Source organism: Roseovarius sp. PS-C2 (assembly GCF_018862045.1).
In the GTDB taxonomy this organism is placed as follows: Bacteria; Pseudomonadota; Alphaproteobacteria; order Rhodobacterales; family Rhodobacteraceae; genus Roseovarius.
This window is the reverse complement of record NZ_JAHKSQ010000006.1, coordinates 136,483-154,520: the sequence shown is the minus strand read 5'-3', so window position 1 is coordinate 154,520 and position 18,038 is coordinate 136,483. Positions and strand designations below refer to the sequence as shown.

Genomic DNA, 18,038 nt, shown 5'->3' with positions numbered 1-18,038 from the left:
ATGCCCCTGATAGGCTATGCCCGCGTTTCCACGGAGGATCAGACCCCCCTGCCCCAGTCCAAGGCGCTGCAATCTGCGGGCTGTGCCGAGATCTTTGAAGAGCACGCCTCAGGCGGCAATCGCGCGCGTCCTGTACTCGCGCGTTTGCTCGAACGCGTCCAGAGCGGCGATACGCTGGTCGTTGTGCGGATCGACCGGCTTGCGCGATCCCTGTCGCATCTGCTGGAGGTGATCGAACGTCTGGAGGCCAAGGGAGCTTTCTTCCGCTCGCTGCAGGATCCAATCGACACCGCCTCCCCTCAAGGAAAATTCACATTGCAGGTTCTGGGCGCCGCGGCCGAGTTCGAGCGCGCGCTGATACGTGAGCGCACAAAGGCCGGGCTTGCCTCTGCGCGCGCCAAAGGGCGCGTTGGTGGCAATCCTGGGCTTCGCACCAAAGACCCCGCCGCGCTGCGCAAGGTGCGGCTGGCACGACAGGACGGCTACATGGAGCGCCTGAACGAAACCGCGCAGGATTGGGTGCCCCACGTGCGACGCCTACGGCCGGATATGGCCTGGGAAGATGTTTTGCGAATCATTAATGGCCCCCTGCCCCACGACCGGCACTGGACCCAAAGCCGCCTACTCCGTGCTGTGAAAGCCTATGTCCGCGACGGGTTTCTACCAGATGAAGTGCTTGGCCGCGCCGGACGCCGCGAAACCGATGACCGCCTGCCAGCTATCGTGGCTGCCATCAAAGGCTCGGACCCCGAAATCACACTGCAGGCGATCTGCGACCGGCTAGAATCGATGCGTGAGCGCACCCCTCGAGGCCGTACCAGCTGGCAGCCGTCTTCGGTCAAAATGCTGCTTGAGCGTGCGGAAAAGTTGGGGCTCCTGTGAACACGACACTTGTGTTGGCTTAACGGATTGCCACTAAATCTAGAAAGTGCTTGCACGAATCTGGCTGGTCGGGCAATAGTCTCGAAAAATAACGCGCGGTCACATAAAAAACGCGCCCACGGATCGGGGCAGACATGAGCGAAGCAGAACAAGATCTAGATATCGCCATCGGGCACTACGCGGAACTTCTCGCGTCGAACCTGCATGCTCAGCGCGCTGCGCACTTCCCACCGGATGCAAAGAAGGTGATGCGCACTTTGACCAGCGGCGAAGCTGCTGAGCTCCTTGGCGTCGACCATACTTATCTTCGGAAGCTTCATCGAGAAGGAAAGATCGTTGACGTCGAGACGACGGCGGGAAGTCATCGCCGCTATACGCTCGACGATATCTGGGAAATCCGGCAGACGCTTGAAGGAAACGCAAAAAAGTCTGGAACTTACGTGCCTGGGCGTCGCGACGGTGACGAGCTTCAAGTCATTTCAGTGGTGAACTTCAAGGGCGGGTCCGGGAAAACGACGACGTCTGCTCACCTCGCTCAGCGCTTGGCGCTCAAGGGGTACAGAGTTCTTGCGATCGATCTCGACCCCCAAGCATCTCTTTCGGCTCTTCACGGAATCCAGCCAGAACTCGACCTCATGGAGGGCGGAACCCTCTATGATGCCGTTCGCTATGACGATCCGGTTCCGATCGCCGAAGTGATCCGCAAGACCTACATCCGCGGCCTTGATCTTATCCCGGGCAACCTTGAACTCATGGAGTTCGAGCACGAGACGCCTGCTGCGATCCAGCGAGGCGGAGCAAAGGCGTTCTTCGCGAGAGTTCATGACGCACTCGATAGTGTTGAAGCGAACTACGACGTTGTTGTGATCGACTGTCCGCCGCAACTTGGTTTCTTGACAATGTCAGCACTTTCCGCGTCCTCGGGTGTGCTCGTGACGGTTCACCCGCAGATGCTTGACCTTATGTCGATGTCCCAATTCCTGCGAATGACGGCGGATCTCCTGGGAGTAATCAGGGATGCAGGTGCAAATCTGCGCTTCGATTGGCTCCGCTTCTTGCCAACGCGATACAAAGTCGGCGACGCGCCACAGACCGAAGTCATCGCCTTCATTCGCGGGCTCTTTGGGAGGTCGGTCCTGACCAATCACATGGTTGAGTCGACCGCAATTTCTGATGCCGGCTTGACCAAGCAAACGCTCTACGAAGCTGACAAGAAGGACTTCACGCGTCAGACGTTTGATCGTGCGATCGAATCTATGAACGCAGTGAACGATGAGATCGCTGAAATCATCCAGAACACATGGGGGCGGAATGGCAAGAAAGCCTAAACTTGGCCTGCCGCTGCAGACCCTTCGCAACGCTCCTGACGCTCTTGAAGGGCGCCGACTGCGTGGCGGTGTTTTTGAGATCGATCCGGCGCAGATTGTTACCGAAGGACGGTTGGATGACAGGCTTCAGATTGAAGTTGAGGGCCTGAAGAACTCTATTTCCAAGAACGGTCAGCGTGTGCCTGTCTTGGTCCGCCCACTGGAAGGCGATCGCTACAACCTGATCTATGGCCGCAGACGCTTGGAAGCATGTCGCGAACTCGGTATCAAAGTTCGAGCCATCGTCACAGAGGTTGAAGGTGATCAAGCGCTTCGAGATCAGCTTCTCGAGAACCAAGAGCGTCGTGATCTGAGCTTTATTGAACGTGCGCTTGTAGCGACGGCGCTTCTGGACGGCGACCATTTGGAAGGTGCTGAGCGCACCAATCGTGGTGTCGCCGAAGTCCTTAACCTCCACGAAGCTGGGGTTTCACAGCTCTTGAGTGTCGTTCGGACGGTCGGTGAGGATCTCATCCAGGCAATTGGTGCAGCTCCTGGGATTGGTCGCCCGAGATGGGAAGAGCTCAAAAAGGCTTTGGGTGCCTACGACGGTGATCGGGACCAACTGCTAGCCATAGCTCATGCAGCCAAGTCCGACAGTTCCGGCTCGGTCGATGAGGTTTCTGAGCGTTCGTTTCTCGCAGTTCTGGCAGCTGCGAAGAGCGCAGAGAAGAAAGTAAGCCCGTCTAGAAAGGGTGTGCCTGCTTTGGCGATCCCCGGTGTCGGAGCTGCGACGGTCAAGACCGGCCGCCAAGGCAAGCAGCTTAAACTCGATCTGACTACGGATGAACCTGATTTTATCAGCTGGTTGGAGGGCAATGCCCCAAAGCTGATTACCGAGCTTCATGAGCGCTGGAAGCGTTCAGAAGACTGAGGAAGAGCAACCAACAAGAAGGAGGCACGATACAGGCAAAAAGAAAAAGGCCCCGAGAAGCTAGCTTCACGAGACCTTTGTAAGGTTTCGCACCGGGATCAGCCCGCTACAAAATCTCAGTTTTCGCACTTCTGAATGTAGCGTTCTGGCCCCTACCCCGCAAGCGCAAAGCGATTCGCGGGTCCTAGAATTTTTGTCTTCGTGAACATTTTCATGGAGTACACACCAATTTCGCCGTTTATGCGGCCGATTTCGCACGCTCATTTGCGCGTCATCGAGCGACCCGAGGCATCTGTTCCGGCCAGACCCGTTAACAAGTGGGAACTCCTGCGCGAGCTCTCCAAGGCGCAAGCGGCCTTTGGGGTCTCGGAACGTGATCTGACTGTTTTGCAGGGGCTCCTCAGCTTCTTTCCGGACGATGCGCTTGGCGGGAACGCCGAGATGGTCGTCTTCCCCTCGAACAAGGCAATCTGCGAGCGCCTCAATGGCATGCCGTGCTCAACGATGCGTCGTCACCTCGCGCGTCTCGTCGAGGCTGGCTTGCTCCAGCGGCGCGATAGCCCCAATGGGAAGCGCTACGTCCGCAAGCACGGCGAAGACCGCGTCGCCTTTGGTTTCGATCTTTCCCCGCTCTACTGCCAGTCTGAGGAGATAGCACGGGCCGCAGAGGCCGTACGTGAGGCTGAGGAGCGCGTCAGGCGCCTGAGAGAGGTCGTAAGCCTCATGCGACGCGATCTCGCGGCCCTCGCCGAGTTCGGAGACGAGATGCAGCCAGGCCTAGGCTTCTGGGATCAGCTTCGCGACAAGGCTGCCCTCACAGCCCGCGCGCTTCGCCGCAAGCTTTCAATTGAGGACCTCGCGGCCTATCGAGCCGATCTTGAAGCTCTCCTTGACCAGGCACGCAACATCATTGACGGCCCTGAAACAGAAGAAATGAACACCAATGATGCCCAATCCGAGCGTCACCATCATAATTCAAATAAAGAATCTATAGATTTTGAACCTGCTTTCGAAAAAAGCGGGGCGGCGGCGAGTGTGCCAGATGTGGATACGAATGAGCCGGTGGCTGACGTTGATGAACAGGACACAAGACATCTGCCAAAGATCCCGCTCCACCTAGTGATAGCGGCATGCCCCTCGCTTAAGACCTTCTACCAAGGTGAGATCCGGCATTGGCATCAGCTTTTCGATGCGGCGTGCCATGTGCGGCCAGCCATGGGGATCAGTGCGTCTGCATGGGAAGAAGCACAGCGGTTCATGGGTCCGGAGCAAGCGTCGATCGTCGTTGCTGCGATGCTGGAACGCTTCGCCGACATAAGATCGCCTGGTGGATACTTGCGAGCTCTGACTACCAAAGCTGCGGCAGGCGAGTTTTCCTGTGGCCCAATGGTCATGGCATTGATTGGCCGGCGGAACGCGGCTTAACAGCTGTTAAACTCCGATCGCGTGCGGCTGGCATGGCATAACTTAACAGCTGTTAAGTAGGCTCTCGGCACACAAACGGTGTCTGAGAAAGAAAAGTTAGGGGGTTGAGGTATGGCGGTATTTGAGATCGTGAAAGTGGCTTTCGCCTTCGTCGCGGCGGAGATCTGATGACGAGGGCATCCCGATCACCATGGTGAAACCTCAGCTGGTGACCATCGCTGCTAGTAGCGCCAAGGCGGCTAGCGAAGAACATACAGATCGTTGCGCTGCAGCCAACCTAGCAGTTGCGCGTCTCCGCGGCCCCTGCCCTTTTCGATGTCTGAGATCTGATGATGAATACCCTCAATAACTGGCTCTACGCTATCCGGCGCCTGCTGACGGCGATTTGGGTCCTGGCCTCGGATATTCGCTTGGCCTTCATCGGTGCTAATGCCTGAGAGGTAGGTTGTGGATGTCTGTTGCATGATATCGTGGCTACGGGCCGTAGCGCACAAGGAGCAGACGATCGATGGTTGCCAAAACCGTTTGACCAAGGGCTCGATCTTCGAACTCCCGCGCGCGGGGAAGGGGACCCCGTAACTTCTCAGTCACTTCGATAATGGCGACATGGCCAGCGAGGCAATCGGCTCCTCAAGCGCAGCAGCTGGTTGCCAGCGGTCCCGCGTTCCGCTGATTTGGTCGTAGTGGACGACGAGGACATCGCAGAACAGCGGTTGCAACTCAATCTCTTGATTTCATGACACCCGAACTCTTCAAAAGAGTGCTTTGATGTTGGCTGCGGAATGATCTGATCCGTCCGATGGCGGAAAACGATTTAATAACAATAGGTTATTGCGTTTTTGGTATTCGCGATGAGAAATCATGCCCATAATAGCCTTCATCGAAATGGCTTCCCTTTCCATGATGCCGATCCGCTACATCGACGGGAAGCCAAAGGATCAGCAGGCTTTACGAAGAAGTTGGCAGTTGCGGGCCGATTGAGCGGTCTGGGCTATCTCGTGAAGAAGAAACCGCCACAGGTCTAGCCGATAGGCCCTGTGGAAGTTCTCATCCCGTCGTGCCAGTACAGTTCGGTGGAGGTTGGGTGTTTCATGGGTTTGGTCCACGAAAAGTAAAAGTGTTCTTCGGGTTTTGTGACTGACGGATGAGGGGCTTTGGGGTTCCTCGGACGGGTCCGGGCCGGGTTCCGGTCTGTCTTTCCTGATGAAGGGCATTCCCATGCAAACAAGTGTCTTGCGCGTGCTGCGCGCAATCGCTGCCTCGTGGTGGCGACACAAGGAACTGCGCCGAACCGGCCAGTCGGCGCTGGCGCGGCATCTCGAACGCGAGACTGTCCTGCGTGATCTCGGCTATCTCAGGCAAGCGGCGACATTGCCGAATGCCCATGTAATCTGCGGAGAGGGCGGGACGTTCATCCATCTCGGTTGGACCACCGTGTCGACCTTCGCGCCGATCGAGCGCTTTCCCTTGGCCGCTCTCGCGGTCGCACGAGGCACGCCGTTCATCGATATCCGACCCGTCACCGATGTCATCGCCTTCGCGAACCTGCTGCGGGTGGCGCGGGATGGATCGGTCGACCCTGAACCTTGCGGTCCTGGCATGTCCGTCTCGCTGACCGCCTACATCGACATGGTCGAAGGGCTCAGCGCGAGGATCCTCAACGATCCGCGGCCCCGTCAGTCAGCCTGATCACCATTCCCTCTCATTAAAACTCGAAAGGAGGCCAGCCATGGCCCGATCCCGCACGCCCAAATTCGATGCCTCCGAGGTCATCACAAACGAAATCATCCGTATCATTGAGCGCGGCGTGCTGCCGTGGCGCAAGCCCTGGACGGCTGGTGGCAGTACACGTCCCCTGCGCGTGGGCGGCGAGGCATATCAAGGCGTCAACAACTTCCTGCTGACCATGCGGACCGTGATGGCGGGCTACAGCTCGCCCTACTGGATGACCATCCCGCAGGCCAATGCCCTGGGCGCCAAGGTCCGCAAGGGCGAGAAGTCCTCCGTGGTGGTCTATTACGGCCAGAGCCGGAAACAGGACGAGGCGTCTGGAGACGCCGACGAGGCCGATGGGGATAAGACCCGCGTCTTCCGTTTCCAGAAATCCTATCGCGTGTTCAACGCCTGCCAGATCGAGGGGTTGCCGGATAGCTTCCATCCCGAGCCGGACCCGGTGCCTGAGCATCCGCCCGCTGAACCCATTCCCCATATGCAGGCTTTTTTTGATGCCATCGATATCACCACCGTCTTCACGGGCAGCGATGCCTATTATTTGCCGCCGGTTGACAAGGTCTACATGCCGCCGATTACGCGGTTCCAGAACCCGAGAAACTTCTATGGGGTTTGGGCCCATGAACTGGGCCATGCCACAAAGGCGCGCCATCGCTTGAACCGCGACTACGGTCTTTCGCGGTTCGGCAACACAGCCTATGCGCGCGAGGAGATCGTGGCCGAGCTCACGTCGTGCTTTCTGGGGCAGGAACTTGGGTTCACGTCGCATACGCTCGAGATGAATGCCGCTTACCTCTACAACTGGCTGCGGGTGCTGCGCTCGGACAAGACCGCGATTTTCAAGCACGCGGCCGATGCGCAGCGCGCCTGTGATTACCTTATCGCGCGATCGGAGGCGGGCAGGGCAGGGGAGGTCGACCAGGCCGCTTGAGGGGATGTGTGTCGGCAAAGGGAAAGCAGGCTTTGGGAAGGGTGTTTCAAACTTCTCAAAGGACAGACCCATGACCAATGCAGCACAGCCTCTGACAGACCGCCCAGACCCCGCCGTAATCGCCGCTCAGAATGACGCTTTCCGCAAGCTCGCCTGCCTCGGGATAGCACCAGAGGCGCCCATCCAAGGCCGGATGCATGTGACCCGCTCGCTCATGGAGGCGGGGGACGGTTTCATGGCCGAGGCGGTGAATGTCACGGGGGCGTTCGACACATTCGAACCCGAGAATGACCCGGAGGGCTGGCATGATTTCGGGGCGGTCGAGATCCAGGGTGAAACCGTATTCTGGAAAATTGATCTCTATGAGGCGGGTTCGGATTTTCGCTACGCTGCCGAGACCCCGGACAACCCCGCGACCACCATGCGTGTGCTGACCATCATGATGGCGCGCGACTGGTAGGCGAGGGGCAGTCTCAAGACTTACTTCTCAGCCTCCTAAGGCCCGCTGCCCCTCAAAAGGCAAAGCGGGCCTCTTGTCCTTTTGATCCCCGAAACCGGGGATTGGTCACGCGTTTGAACGCGCGGGCCGCACCATAACTACCGAGAAGGACATCCCATGACCGCAAGCTTCAAACCCGTATCCGTCGCTATCGGCGATCTGACTGCCCATCCCGCCAATGTGCGCAGTAACTCCCCGGAAACCTATGATCCCGAGAACATCGCCCATCTAAAGGCCAGCATCGCCGTCTTGGGCCTGCTTCAGCCGCTCCTCGTCCAGAAGATCGACGGCAAACACGCTGTTCTCGCCGGCGGCCGACGCCATGCCGCGCTGAAGGAGCTGGTCGTGGAGAAGGCCGCGAAGGGCTTCACCGCCAAGACCAAGATCGACTGCCGCCTCGTGCCAGAGGATTGCGACGTGACGACGGCGCTGTCCCTCGCCGAGAACATCACCCAGGCCCCCATGAACGCGATTGACGAGTTCGAGGCCTTCGCGCGGATGATGGAGGTCGACGGCCAGACGCCTGAGACCATCGCCAAAACCTTCGGCACCACTGTTTCCGCCGTGAAAGGCCGGTTGCGCTATGGCCTCATTCATCCGGATATCCGCGCTGTGGCCCGTGCGAAGACGATCACGCTCGACACGATGAAGGCCTTTGCGGAGCATCCGAGCCAGGAGGTGCAGCGCGAGGTCTACGAGGCGCTGACCAAGGAAGACAGCTATCTGCAGGCCTACACCGTCCGTCAGGCTCTCAAATCCCGCGGCGTGCAGATCAGCGACGATATCGGGGCCTTCGTGCGCGAGGACTATGAAGCGCGCGGCGGCGCTATCGCGGCCGATCTGCTGGAGGAGCATTCGGTGCTCGAGGATGCGGCACTGGTCGAGGTCATCCTGCTAGAGAAGCTCGGTGCCGCGGCCGAGGAAGCCCGTGCGAAACTGGGTCTTGCCTGGGCCGATGCGATGGTGCGCTATGATTACGCGACCATGGCCGACTACGGCCGCGTCTATCCCGGCCCTATTGAGCCTGATGAGGCCGCCCAGAAACGCGTGGATGAGATCACCGCCAAGCTCGAGCAGCTGCAGCTCGAGATGGAGGATGAGGGCCTCGAGGACGATGCCTACAATGCCCTCTACGAACGCGTGGACGCTTTGGAAGAAGAAGCGCGCGACCTGCAGGAGGCCTACAGCACCGAGGACCTCGCCCGCGCAGGCGTGATCGCTTCCTGGTCCGGTGGACAGGTGACGCTGCATGTGGGCCTCGTGCGCCCTGAGGACAAGCAAGAGGCGTCTCGCAGCCCTTCCGGTAACCAGACCGGCAAGGACGAGCCCGACCCAAGCGAGATCACCTATCCGGCTTCGCTGGCCGAGGATCTCAAGACCGAACGTGCGATGGCCCTTGGCGCCGCGATGGCGTTGCACCCCGAGGCCACGCTCGATCTGACCCTCTTCAAGCTGGTGAGCGACGTTCTGGGCAGCGGCATGAATGTCACGCAGGCGATCAAGGTCGAAGCCCGCAAGGAATACCGCAGCCATGCCAAGATGGACGACATCGACGGCACCTCGCTCGAGCAGGCGGCCGCGGCCCACGATGCCCTCGATCTGACGTGGCTCGATGAGGCCCGGTCCCCTGCCGATCAGTTCGCGGCGTTCCGCGTGCTGGAGGCAGCCGAGAAGGCCAAGCTTGTCGCCTATGCCACAGCAAGCACCACGCAGTCCTGCTTCGCGCGGGATCGCCAGCGCGACAGCCTTATGCATGACTTCGAGATCGAGATCATGCCCGACATCCGTGCGCAGTGGACCCCAAATGCGGCTCTGTTCAATCGCTTCAAGAAGGCCTGGCTCCTGAAGATCCTCGGCGAAGATCTGGGTCTGGCCCAGGAAGCGGTGACGCTGGCCTCATCGAGCAAGAAGGAGATCGTCGCCTTCTGTGACAAGCTCTTCGCCGAGCCATTCGCCACACTCACGGACGCGCAGCGTGTTGCCGTGGCCGCCTGGTGCCCACCGATGATGCAGACCGCCGGTGTCGACCTCAAAGACGCGCCCATTGCGGAAACCCCGGAGCCTGACAGCGAGGCTGCGCAGGCGGCCTGAGGCATCACGCGACCCGCGCGCGGCAGGCCGCCCACGCGGGTCGACCCTCCCACACACAACGGAAAGACATCCCCATGGCTATTCTCAAGTTCTCCGCCTCCGCTGTCGCGGCGCAGATCGCCCATGCGCGCGGCTGCAAGACCTTCCTGCCCAACTGGAACGGACCTGTAGACAGGCCCGCCCTGATCCTCATCGTCGGCAACGGGGTGCATCTGCGCTCGAACGGCATCGATGGCACGACCACCCGCATCGTCACGACCGAGCAGGCCGATCCCTCCTTCGCCTTTGCCGATGGCATGAACCCGTTTCGGGATACCGACTGGATGGCGCAACGCCGCATGGCGTTTCGCGACCTGACCGGGCAGTTCTACACGGACATCCTGGACGACGTGCAGGTGCTCATCGACCGGGGGCAGGGCACGATCCGGCTCGCCACGGATGGCCACAGCATCCGCGTCTTCGTGCGCCGTGCCTCGGACTATCTCATCGGCGGGACCTATGATGTTCCCTCCGGCCTTGGCGGTACCTTCCGGGTCATCCTCAAGGATGCCTGCGACACCTTCGCGATCGTGCAGAACTGCGGCAATTGCGAGGATTTCGACGCCATGCAGCCCTACCGCGTGCCACTCGATGCGCTCATGGAGATCGATGACCGGAGGGCGGCGTGATGGGTTGGCTCTTCTATACCGATCGCCGCATCCAGACCTACGCGGATGAGAAAGCGGAGATTGCCCGGCTCTGCACCTCTCATGGCGAAAGGCGCAAGACGGAACTGGTCAAAGCCTGCAAGGTGGGTTCGACTTGGTACGCGGCGGCAAAGGTCACAAATATCGACGGCACCCCTGTCGAAGACACGACCTATGTCACCGATGCGGATGGCTCCATCACTTTCGCCGCCGTATTCCTTACCCGATATGATGACGGCTGCTGGGGCTACAAGGACATGGAGGAAAGCGCGGGACCGAACGAGTCTCGTGCTCCCCTTGCGTTGATCGCGCTCCTCTCCAACCTGAAAGACGAAGGCAGCTACGCCCATGCCTGGCGTCAGCGCTGCCGGGATTGGGCCGCGATCCCGGACTACGAGGAAGGCGACAAGATCAGGCTCGCCACCCCTGTGACGCTCGCCGATGGCAGTACATGCCAGATCGTCACCGTGACCAACTACAGGCGGGGTCGGCAAAAACGCCGCTGCTACCGTATCGAGGAAACCGGTGGGCTCGTACGCCTGTCGAAGGCCTCGCTTGCGGGCTCGGAGCTGCTCAGCTCCGCAAAAGGCGAGGCTAGCCCAGTGCTGGCGGAGTTCCTGGCGGGGCAGGGTGGCTGAGTTTCCCGCTGAGACAACACCACGGGACCACGCGCGCGCATACTGCCGACTTGAATTCGTATCTCAAATGAGATACATCACTCCCATCAACTGGAGGACCATCCATGCCTGCCCAAACATCCATGCTTCATGTCCGTGTTGACGATCAGCTGAAAGCACAGGCTTCGGACGCACTTGCGGGCGTCGGTCTGACGCTCTCCGACGCGGTGCGTATTCTTCTGACCCGCGTGGCCGCAGAAGGCGGCTTGCCTGCCGGATTGACCGCTGATCCGGATGCCTATGACGCTTGGTTCAGGGCGAAGGTACAGGAAGCGCTGGACGATCCAAGGCCCACAACGCCCCATGCCAAGGCGATGCAAGACGCCCAGGCATTGATTGACGGGAAGCGCCTTGCCAAATCTTGAATGGAAAGCCACGGCCATAGCCGACTTGCTGGCAATCATTGACTACATCTCTGACGACAACCCGGATGCCGCCCAAGTTCTCAAAGACGAGATTGAACACAAGACGTCCCTCCTTCCAGAACGCCCTCAGATGTACCGCGCGGGCCGTGTGGACGGGACTAGGGAGATGGTTGTTCGGCCGAACTACATCGTGGTTTATGCTGAAAGCCCTGAGATGGTGACCATTTTGCGCGTTCTTCATGCTGCGCAGCAGTGGCCATGATCGGGGTGCAGGCCCCCCGCTAAGAAATTGCCCGCTCTACGCCTTCAAAGTGTAGAGCGGGCTTTTTGTCCTTTGGAACTCAGACCCTGATCCAAAGGAAAATCCCCATGTCCAGGCCCAAACCGGCAAATCCGGCTCTCTCAATCTCCGACGCTAACCTCGCCTGTGCGCTCGCGCAGATCGGCGCGGAGGTCGACAACCAACCCCTGCGCAATTCAGCGCTCGCGCGCATCATGCGCGAGACGTTTCATGGCAGCGATGCCGGCGGTGCCTGGGACTGGCGCATGGCCTATGACCTGATGCAAGCCGCGGCCATCCAGGTGCTGCTGCGTTGGGACGGCGCGGCGGGTGACATCGCCGCCGCAAAGCTGCTTGCCTCGCGGCTTCTGACGGAAACCCGCCGGTCAGAGCAGCAGATCCGGCTGCAGCAATTTTCCACGCCGCTGCCATTTGCGGCGCTGGTCTTGCGGGCCACGGCGATCCGCAAGGGCGAGACCGTGCTGGAGCCCTCGGCTGGCACCGGTGCCCTGGCTGCTTTCGCCGCACGGGCCGGTGCGACGCTTCTGCTCAATGAAATCGACCCCTTTCGCCAGCGTCTCCTGCGCGCGGTTTTCGGTGGCGAGGTCACAGGCCATGACGGCGAGCATATCGACGATCTGCTGCAAACGCCGGCTCTACTCGACGTCGTGGTGATGAACCCGCCCTTCGCCTCCTCGGTCGATCGGTCGCGGGACAAACACATCGCCGCCAAACACCTTATCGCGGCTGCAAAGCGCCTGGCGCCCGGCGGGCGGCTGGTGGCGATCATGCCGCCTGGATTCAAGCCCGAACGCGATGCCGCGCATTGGTCGCGCGCCTGCGGTTTTCTCACGCCGCGCTTGGCACTCACGATGCCGGGACAGGTCTACCGCAAGCTCGGCACCTCTGTCGAAACCCAGCTCATGGTCTTCGACAAGGTGCAGGAGTGCGGCGAGATGATCCGCGCCATTGTGTGCGATCTGGACGAAGCCCTTCCATTTGTCGACGCCGTGGCCGCAACCCGGCCCGATATGCGGCCCACCCACCGGGCTGAAGCGATCCCTCACGGGCGGCCGACCGTTCCATCATCTGCCCCGCGCAAGACCGCCGCTGCGCCTGTCGTCCCCTCCAAATCTCGGGCCAAGGCCGTTGTCCCGCTCACTTTCAAGAGCCTCGATATCCCGCGCGACAACACGCCCATCTCGGACATCTATGCGCGCTACCGTCCGCAGCGGATCGAGATCGCGGGTGCACAGGAACATCCCACGCCGCTCGTTGAAAGCATCGCCATGGCCTCGGTTGCCCCGCCCGTGCCCTCAATCACGGGCAGTGATGACTTGCGCTTGCCCGCACGGTTGATCGAGGAGGGACATCTCTCCGAGGCGCAGCTGGAAACCATCATCATGGCGCATGATGCCCATGGGCGCGATCTGCCCGGTCGGTTTACCATCGATGACGACCAGACCAAGCTGACGCGCGCCGATGATGACCTTAGTGCCCGGGCCTATCGCCTCGGCTATTTCCTCGGCGACGGCACCGGTTGCGGCAAGGGGCGCGAATGCGCGGGGCTCATCCTTGTCAACTGGCTTTCCGGGCGCAGGAAGGCGATCTGGGTTTCCAAATCCGCCACGCTTATCGAGGACGCGATCCGCGACTGGACCGATCTCGGCGGCTCGCCTGCCGACATTCAGCCGCTTTCCAAATGGAAACCGGACCAGCCCATCACCGTGACCTGTGGCATCCTCTTCGTCACCTACGCCACGCTACGGTCCGCGGGCAAATGCGGCAGCACGCGACTGAGCCAGATCCTCGAGTGGATGGGCGAAGACTTCGATGGCGTGCTGGCTTTCGACGAGGCCCATGCCATGCAGAACGCGGCCGGGTCCGAGCAGGGCAGGGGGGTCAAACCCTCCCAGCAGGGCCTTGCAGGCCTGCGGCTGCAACTGGCAGCACCCCGCGCCCGCGTCTTCTACATCTCGGCCACGGGTGCCACGAGCGTGCACAACCTCGCCTATGCCGCGCGGCTGGGGCTCTGGGGGCAGGGCTCCGAATACCCCTTCCCAAGCCGCGAGAGTTTCGTCTCGGCGATGGAAGCCGGCGGCGTGGCTGCCATGGAGGTGGTCGCGCGTGATCTCAAGACGCTCGGCCTCTACACGGCCCGTGCCCTCAGCTTTGATGGCGTGGAGTATGACGTGCTCGAACACGCGCTCACCCCCGCCCAGATCGAGATCTACGATGCATACGCGACTTCGTTTCGGACGATCCACCACAATCTCGAAGCCGCGTTGACGGCGACCGGTGTCAACAATGCCTCGGGCGAGACCAATGCCTCGACCGCACGCGCCTCGGCCAAGTCCCGCTTCGAGAGCACGAAGCAGCGCTTCTTCAACCATCTCCTGATGGGCATGAAGGCTCCAAGCATCATCCGCGCCATCGAGGACGATCTGGCGGCGGGCAAGGCTTGCGTCATCCAGGTGGTCTCGACGGGTGAGAGCCTGTTGAAGCGTCGGCTTGAGACGATGGACCCGGAGGATGAACTCGTCGAGGGGGCCTTGACGCCGCGCGATTATGTTCTGGGATACCTCGAACAGGCCTTCCCGATCCATGCGCAAAAGCTCGTCGAGATCGACGGCAACATGGTGGCGGAACCTTTGCGGGATGAGACCGGGGCGCTCGTTGTCTCGCGCGAGGCGCTCGCCCTGCGCGATGCGGCCATGATGGAGTTGATGACGCTCGCCCCGATCCCCTCGGCGCTCGATCAGATCCTCTGGGCCTTTGGCGACGAGGCCGTGGCAGAAGTCACAGGGCGGTCCATCCGGCCCCTCAAGGCCGAGGATGGTCATCTCTTCATCGAAAAGCGCGCCGCCAGCAGCAATTCCTCCGAGACCCAGGCCTTCATGGATGGCGAAAAGGATATCCTGATCTTTTCTGATGCGGGTGGGACGGGCCGGTCCTATCATGCGGCGCAAACGGTAAAGAACCAGAAGCGGCGGCGGCACTACCTCTTGGAGCCCGGCTGGCGTGCCGATGCGGCCATCCAGGGGCTCGGCCGCACGCATCGCTCGGCCCAGGTCAGCGCGCCCTTCTTCCGGGTCTGCACCTCGGATGTGCATGGCGAGAAGCGCTTCACGTCGACGATTGCCAAACGCCTCGACCAGCTGGGGGCCCTCACCAAAGGCCAGCGCGAGACCGGCTCGCAGGGCATGTTCCGCGAGGAGGACAATCTCGAAAGCCCGATCGCGCGGGCGGCATTGCGTGGCTACTATGCCGATCTTGCCGCCGGGCGGGCCGAGGCGATGAGCTACGAGAGCTTCATCGACTGGACGGCCCTGCGGCTGATCGACAAGGACGGGGTGCTCCTTGAGGAGCTGCCGCCGATCCAGCGGTTTCTGAATCGGGTGCTTGCCCTTCCCATCCACATGCAGAACGCGCTCTTTGCCGAGTTCATGCGCCGGATTGCCGATCAGACCGAACGGGCGCGCGCGGCGGGCATGCTCGATCTCGGCGTGGAAACCCTGCGCGGCGACAAGATAGAACAGGTCTCCACGGAAGATCTCTGGACCTGCCCGAAATCCGGCGCCGTGACGCGGATCATCGGACTTGAGGTCACGGATCCGGTGCATGTCCTTGGGGCCGAAGAGGCTATGTCGCGCAATCCCGACAAGCTACCGATGGTCAACCGCGCCTCCGGTCGCGGGGCGCTCATCTCGGCGCGGCCCATGCAGATGTATGACGAGGACATTGTCACGCTGATGCGCAAGGCGGTGAGGCCAAACGGGTCGAGCTATCTGGAGGAGACGCGGTTCGAGTCTTCGGCCTGGGAAGACATCGGAAGGCCCGAGTTTGCAGGGCTTTGGGATGCCGAGGCTGCGTCCCTGCCAAAAACCACCACGACCAAGCTCTACCTGTTGACAGGACTGCTGTTGCCGATCTGGAAGGACATTCCGACCACCAATGAACGCATCTACAGGGTCACGCCCGATGGGGCGACCGCCATGATCGGGCGCACGCTGAGCGAGGAAGGGGCGGCCGCGCTGCGCGCCCGCTTCCTCGTCTCCAATCCGCAAACGTCCCAAGAGATGCTGACCGCCGCCCTCGGCACCACCGCGCCTGTCGATCTGGGCCGGGGTCTGACCCTGACCCGTCGCCGTGTCGCAGGCGAGATGCGCCTCGAGCTGGGCGGTGCGGATCGGGGCATGATCGACGGCCTCAAGGCCCTCGGCTGCTTCACGGAGATCATCGCCTTTCAGTTGCGGGTGTTTCTGCCGCACGGGGACGGGATCGACACAGCGGGCATCCTCTCCCGGATTGTTGGAACCGGACCAGACGTCACGTGGGACGTAACTTCAGTGGCAGCAGAATAGGCGAGGGGACGATCATGACACTCGGAGAGATCAAAGCCGCCATCAATGCAGGTCAGACCGTACATTGGGCCAACACCGGCTACCGCGTGCACAAGGACAGCCTCGGCCAATACCTGATCACGTTTGAGCCGAACGGTAGCACAATCGGGCTGACCGACCGGAGCGGGCAGCGGTTGAACGGGGAGGAAGCAGAGTTCTTCATCGCGGGATCGGAGGAGGGCGACGAGAATACCCAGGACCGCCATCCGAGGCCAGACGGGCAGGCGAGGGGCGTCGTACCCGGCGGGAAGGTGGCACAGTCTTTCAGGCGTCAGCGCTGAACTGAAGGTTGGGAAGAAAGGAAAGCGAGCTTTCTGGTTTGTGATCCCTCAAGGGGTCGAGAAAGCAATCCCGGATGCGCTGGCAAGAACGTCAGACACCGGCCAATCCAAAAGGAACCATCCCATGTTCGCAGGAACCCTCACCCGCAATGTCGAGACCGCAACCGCTCAATACACAGGCATGATCCACTCGACGCGCTTTGACATTGCCATCCAGTTGGAGGCGCGGGCCAAGATGTCCGAACGCAGCCCGGATTTTGACGTGACGGCAGTCAACAAATCAGGCCGCAAGGTGCGCATCGGCACGGCTTGGAACGAGACCGGCAATACCAGCGGCAACCCCTACATCTCGATGCAGATCGATGTCGGCTTGGGCCCCTTCCGGGTCAACGCGGTGCAGACGAAAGAGGCGCGCGCGGCCCAAAGCGGCGAATTCGAGATCATCCCTCTGGTCTCGAACGGCCTGATGAAATCCGGCTCGATCTCGGGCGAGCTCACCGCCATGGACGCTGACAACGCCTTCACCGGCTACATCGCCAACATGATGTTCGATCTGGAGTTCATGCTGATCGAGAACAGCTACAAATCCGAGGAGACCCACCCCGATTACCGGATCGAGGTCAGCTCGCCCCGGGGCACACCGATCCGCGTCGGCTCGGCGTGGATGGCGAAAAGCAGCCGCACGGGCAATGACTACCTGTCGCTGCTGATCAACACGCCGGATGGCGATCTGCGCGTCAACGCCGTGCAGAGCGAAGAACAGCGCGGCGGGCAGACCTTCTCGATCATCCCGTTCATCGACAGCGGTGAGCAGCCGCAGGACGCAGGCGCGGGGCTCTCCTTGGTCGCCTAATCGGCGCGCGAGGGGGAGACGATCTGAACCGAAAGGGGAGCCGTGGGATCACGGTTCCCCTTTTTCCATGTCTAGCTGCGTGACGGGCGTCATCTGCTTGCGATCTACTGAATATGATATACGATAATATACTATTGTTTGGGCGGGGATAGGCGCATGGCGGTGAGACTTGGAAAAGCTCCGTGGTTCGAGGGCTTTGATGTAGAAGCAGAGGTTGCAGAACTTCTTGCTCATATCGAGCGTTGCACCGGTTTCGCGCTGCCTGAACACAAGCGAGAAGTCATCATGACCCATGCTAGAGAAAAGCTCGAGAGGACAAGGCAGGCAAATCTGGAGGCCAAGGCGGCGGGAAAGCCGGTGTCTACATCGCGGCGTGCGTATCTGACCGACCTGCAGGACACGATCTTAATGGCGATCCCGGAAGAGAACCTTGCGCGGATGCCGCTGAGCGAGCAGGTTCTCAACGACCCGTCATTTTACGCGGACGCCATGCACCGCGCCGCTGCGATCAGCGAGGATGAGCTTTTCATGGCGCTGTCCTCTTCGCTGAAAGACATGATGGTCCAAGACGCCCGCGAGTTCGTCTCGAAGCTCTGGCACGGCACGATTGACGACAATGCCCGCAAATACGCCGAAACCCTGAAGCGCCCCGAGCGTGAAATCATGCCGCTGCGGTCTGGCAACACGGTGTAA

General features: G+C 60.8%; 17 protein-coding genes. 16 read left to right on the top strand and 1 reads right to left on the bottom strand.

From position 1 onward, the window contains the following. The 4 genes from KPG71_RS12885 (at position 1) to repC (ending at position 4,548) form a co-directional block, all read left to right on the top strand. A complete protein-coding gene (locus KPG71_RS12885) occupies positions 1 to 882 on the top strand; it encodes a recombinase family protein (RefSeq protein WP_216338413.1) in 882 nt (293 codons plus the stop codon). A gap of 134 nt (positions 883 to 1,016) precedes the next feature. Then, positions 1,017 to 2,210, top strand: coding sequence for a plasmid partitioning protein RepA (gene repA / locus KPG71_RS12880; protein ID WP_009827042.1), 1,194 nt, complete (start codon positions 1,017 to 1,019; stop codon positions 2,208 to 2,210). Next, positions 2,194 to 3,123 (top strand): plasmid partitioning protein RepB, encoded by a 930-nt coding sequence (gene repB / locus KPG71_RS12875; RefSeq protein ID WP_216338412.1) that lies wholly within the window; start codon positions 2,194 to 2,196, stop codon positions 3,121 to 3,123. The genes repA and repB overlap by 17 nt, the downstream gene beginning before the upstream one ends. Before the next feature lie 213 nt (positions 3,124 to 3,336). Next, on the top strand, positions 3,337 to 4,548 hold the full coding sequence (gene repC, locus KPG71_RS12870) for a plasmid replication protein RepC (protein WP_216338615.1): 1,212 nt from the start codon (positions 3,337 to 3,339) through the stop codon (positions 4,546 to 4,548). A 752-nt stretch (positions 4,549 to 5,300) separates the two neighbouring features. On the opposite strand, the gene KPG71_RS12865 is transcribed toward repC, so the two are convergent. Then, positions 5,301 to 5,450 carry a hypothetical protein gene (locus KPG71_RS12865; RefSeq protein ID WP_216338411.1) on the bottom strand — a complete coding sequence of 50 codons (150 nt, stop codon included), beginning with the start codon at positions 5,448 to 5,450 and terminating at the stop codon, positions 5,301 to 5,303. 316 nt (positions 5,451 to 5,766) lie between these two features. Here KPG71_RS12865 and KPG71_RS12860 point away from each other — a divergent pair, with 316 nt between their 5' ends. The 12 genes from KPG71_RS12860 (at position 5,767) to KPG71_RS12805 (ending at position 18,038) form a co-directional block, all read left to right on the top strand. Then, a complete protein-coding gene (locus KPG71_RS12860) occupies positions 5,767 to 6,237 on the top strand; it encodes a hypothetical protein (protein ID WP_253196254.1) in 471 nt (156 codons plus the stop codon). A 40-nt stretch (positions 6,238 to 6,277) separates the two neighbouring features. Beyond that, positions 6,278 to 7,210 (top strand): ArdC family protein, encoded by a 933-nt coding sequence (locus KPG71_RS12855; RefSeq protein ID WP_216338409.1) that lies wholly within the window; start codon positions 6,278 to 6,280, stop codon positions 7,208 to 7,210. 70 nt (positions 7,211 to 7,280) lie between these two features. After that, a complete protein-coding gene (locus KPG71_RS12850; protein WP_216338408.1) occupies positions 7,281 to 7,670 on the top strand; it encodes a DUF3768 domain-containing protein in 390 nt (129 codons plus the stop codon). 156 nt (positions 7,671 to 7,826) lie between these two features. After that, on the top strand, positions 7,827 to 9,800 hold the full coding sequence (locus KPG71_RS12845; RefSeq protein WP_216338407.1) for a ParB/RepB/Spo0J family partition protein: 1,974 nt from the start codon (positions 7,827 to 7,829) through the stop codon (positions 9,798 to 9,800). 74 nt (positions 9,801 to 9,874) lie between these two features. Further along, positions 9,875 to 10,468, top strand: a complete 594-nt coding sequence (locus tag KPG71_RS12840) for a regulator (protein WP_216338406.1) — start codon at positions 9,875 to 9,877, stop codon at positions 10,466 to 10,468. Next, complete coding sequence (locus tag KPG71_RS12835; protein WP_216338405.1) at positions 10,468 to 11,124, top strand: hypothetical protein; 657 nt, start codon at positions 10,468 to 10,470, stop codon at positions 11,122 to 11,124. Before KPG71_RS12840 ends, KPG71_RS12835 begins: the two co-directional genes overlap by 1 nt. Before the next feature lie 104 nt (positions 11,125 to 11,228). After that, positions 11,229 to 11,528: a type II toxin-antitoxin system RelB/DinJ family antitoxin gene (locus KPG71_RS12830; protein ID WP_044353023.1), complete on the top strand. Its 300-nt coding sequence runs from the start codon at positions 11,229 to 11,231 to the stop codon at positions 11,526 to 11,528. Continuing rightward, positions 11,515 to 11,790, top strand: coding sequence for a type II toxin-antitoxin system mRNA interferase toxin, RelE/StbE family (locus KPG71_RS12825; protein ID WP_071974127.1), 276 nt, complete (start codon positions 11,515 to 11,517; stop codon positions 11,788 to 11,790). The genes KPG71_RS12830 and KPG71_RS12825 overlap by 14 nt, the downstream gene beginning before the upstream one ends. 107 nt (positions 11,791 to 11,897) lie before the next feature. Next, complete coding sequence (locus KPG71_RS12820; protein WP_216338404.1) at positions 11,898 to 16,172, top strand: strawberry notch family protein; 4,275 nt, start codon at positions 11,898 to 11,900, stop codon at positions 16,170 to 16,172. 14 nt (positions 16,173 to 16,186) lie between these two features. Next, a complete protein-coding gene (locus KPG71_RS12815; RefSeq protein WP_216338403.1) occupies positions 16,187 to 16,492 on the top strand; it encodes a hypothetical protein in 306 nt (101 codons plus the stop codon). 124 nt (positions 16,493 to 16,616) lie between these two features. Beyond that, entirely contained in the window at positions 16,617 to 17,345 is a 729-nt protein-coding gene (locus KPG71_RS12810) for a DUF736 family protein (RefSeq protein ID WP_216338402.1), read from the top strand. A 156-nt stretch (positions 17,346 to 17,501) separates the two neighbouring features. Then, the gene (locus KPG71_RS12805; protein WP_253196253.1) at positions 17,502 to 18,038 is read left to right on the top strand and encodes a hypothetical protein; all 537 of its coding nucleotides are present in this window, start codon (positions 17,502 to 17,504) and stop codon (positions 18,036 to 18,038) included.

Coding starts and splice junctions, on each gene's coding strand:
- KPG71_RS12835 (WP_216338405.1), top strand. CDS start 10,468: ATGGGTTGGCTCTTCTATACCGATCGCCGCATCCAGACCTACGCGGAT.
- KPG71_RS12860 (WP_253196254.1), top strand. CDS start 5,767: ATGCAAACAAGTGTCTTGCGCGTGCTGCGCGCAATCGCTGCCTCGTGG.
- repC (WP_216338615.1), top strand. CDS start 3,337: ATGGAGTACACACCAATTTCGCCGTTTATGCGGCCGATTTCGCACGCT.
- KPG71_RS12885 (WP_216338413.1), top strand. CDS start 1: ATGCCCCTGATAGGCTATGCCCGCGTTTCCACGGAGGATCAGACCCCC.
- KPG71_RS12805 (WP_253196253.1), top strand. CDS start 17,502: ATGGCGGTGAGACTTGGAAAAGCTCCGTGGTTCGAGGGCTTTGATGTA.
- KPG71_RS12820 (WP_216338404.1), top strand. CDS start 11,898: ATGTCCAGGCCCAAACCGGCAAATCCGGCTCTCTCAATCTCCGACGCT.
- KPG71_RS12830 (WP_044353023.1), top strand. CDS start 11,229: ATGCCTGCCCAAACATCCATGCTTCATGTCCGTGTTGACGATCAGCTG.
- KPG71_RS12815 (WP_216338403.1), top strand. CDS start 16,187: ATGACACTCGGAGAGATCAAAGCCGCCATCAATGCAGGTCAGACCGTA.
- repA (WP_009827042.1), top strand. CDS start 1,017: ATGAGCGAAGCAGAACAAGATCTAGATATCGCCATCGGGCACTACGCG.
- repB (WP_216338412.1), top strand. CDS start 2,194: ATGGCAAGAAAGCCTAAACTTGGCCTGCCGCTGCAGACCCTTCGCAAC.
- KPG71_RS12850 (WP_216338408.1), top strand. CDS start 7,281: ATGACCAATGCAGCACAGCCTCTGACAGACCGCCCAGACCCCGCCGTA.
- KPG71_RS12845 (WP_216338407.1), top strand. CDS start 7,827: ATGACCGCAAGCTTCAAACCCGTATCCGTCGCTATCGGCGATCTGACT.
- KPG71_RS12810 (WP_216338402.1), top strand. CDS start 16,617: ATGTTCGCAGGAACCCTCACCCGCAATGTCGAGACCGCAACCGCTCAA.
- KPG71_RS12840 (WP_216338406.1), top strand. CDS start 9,875: ATGGCTATTCTCAAGTTCTCCGCCTCCGCTGTCGCGGCGCAGATCGCC.
- KPG71_RS12865 (WP_216338411.1), bottom strand. CDS start 5,450: ATGGAAAGGGAAGCCATTTCGATGAAGGCTATTATGGGCATGATTTCT.
- KPG71_RS12855 (WP_216338409.1), top strand. CDS start 6,278: ATGGCCCGATCCCGCACGCCCAAATTCGATGCCTCCGAGGTCATCACA.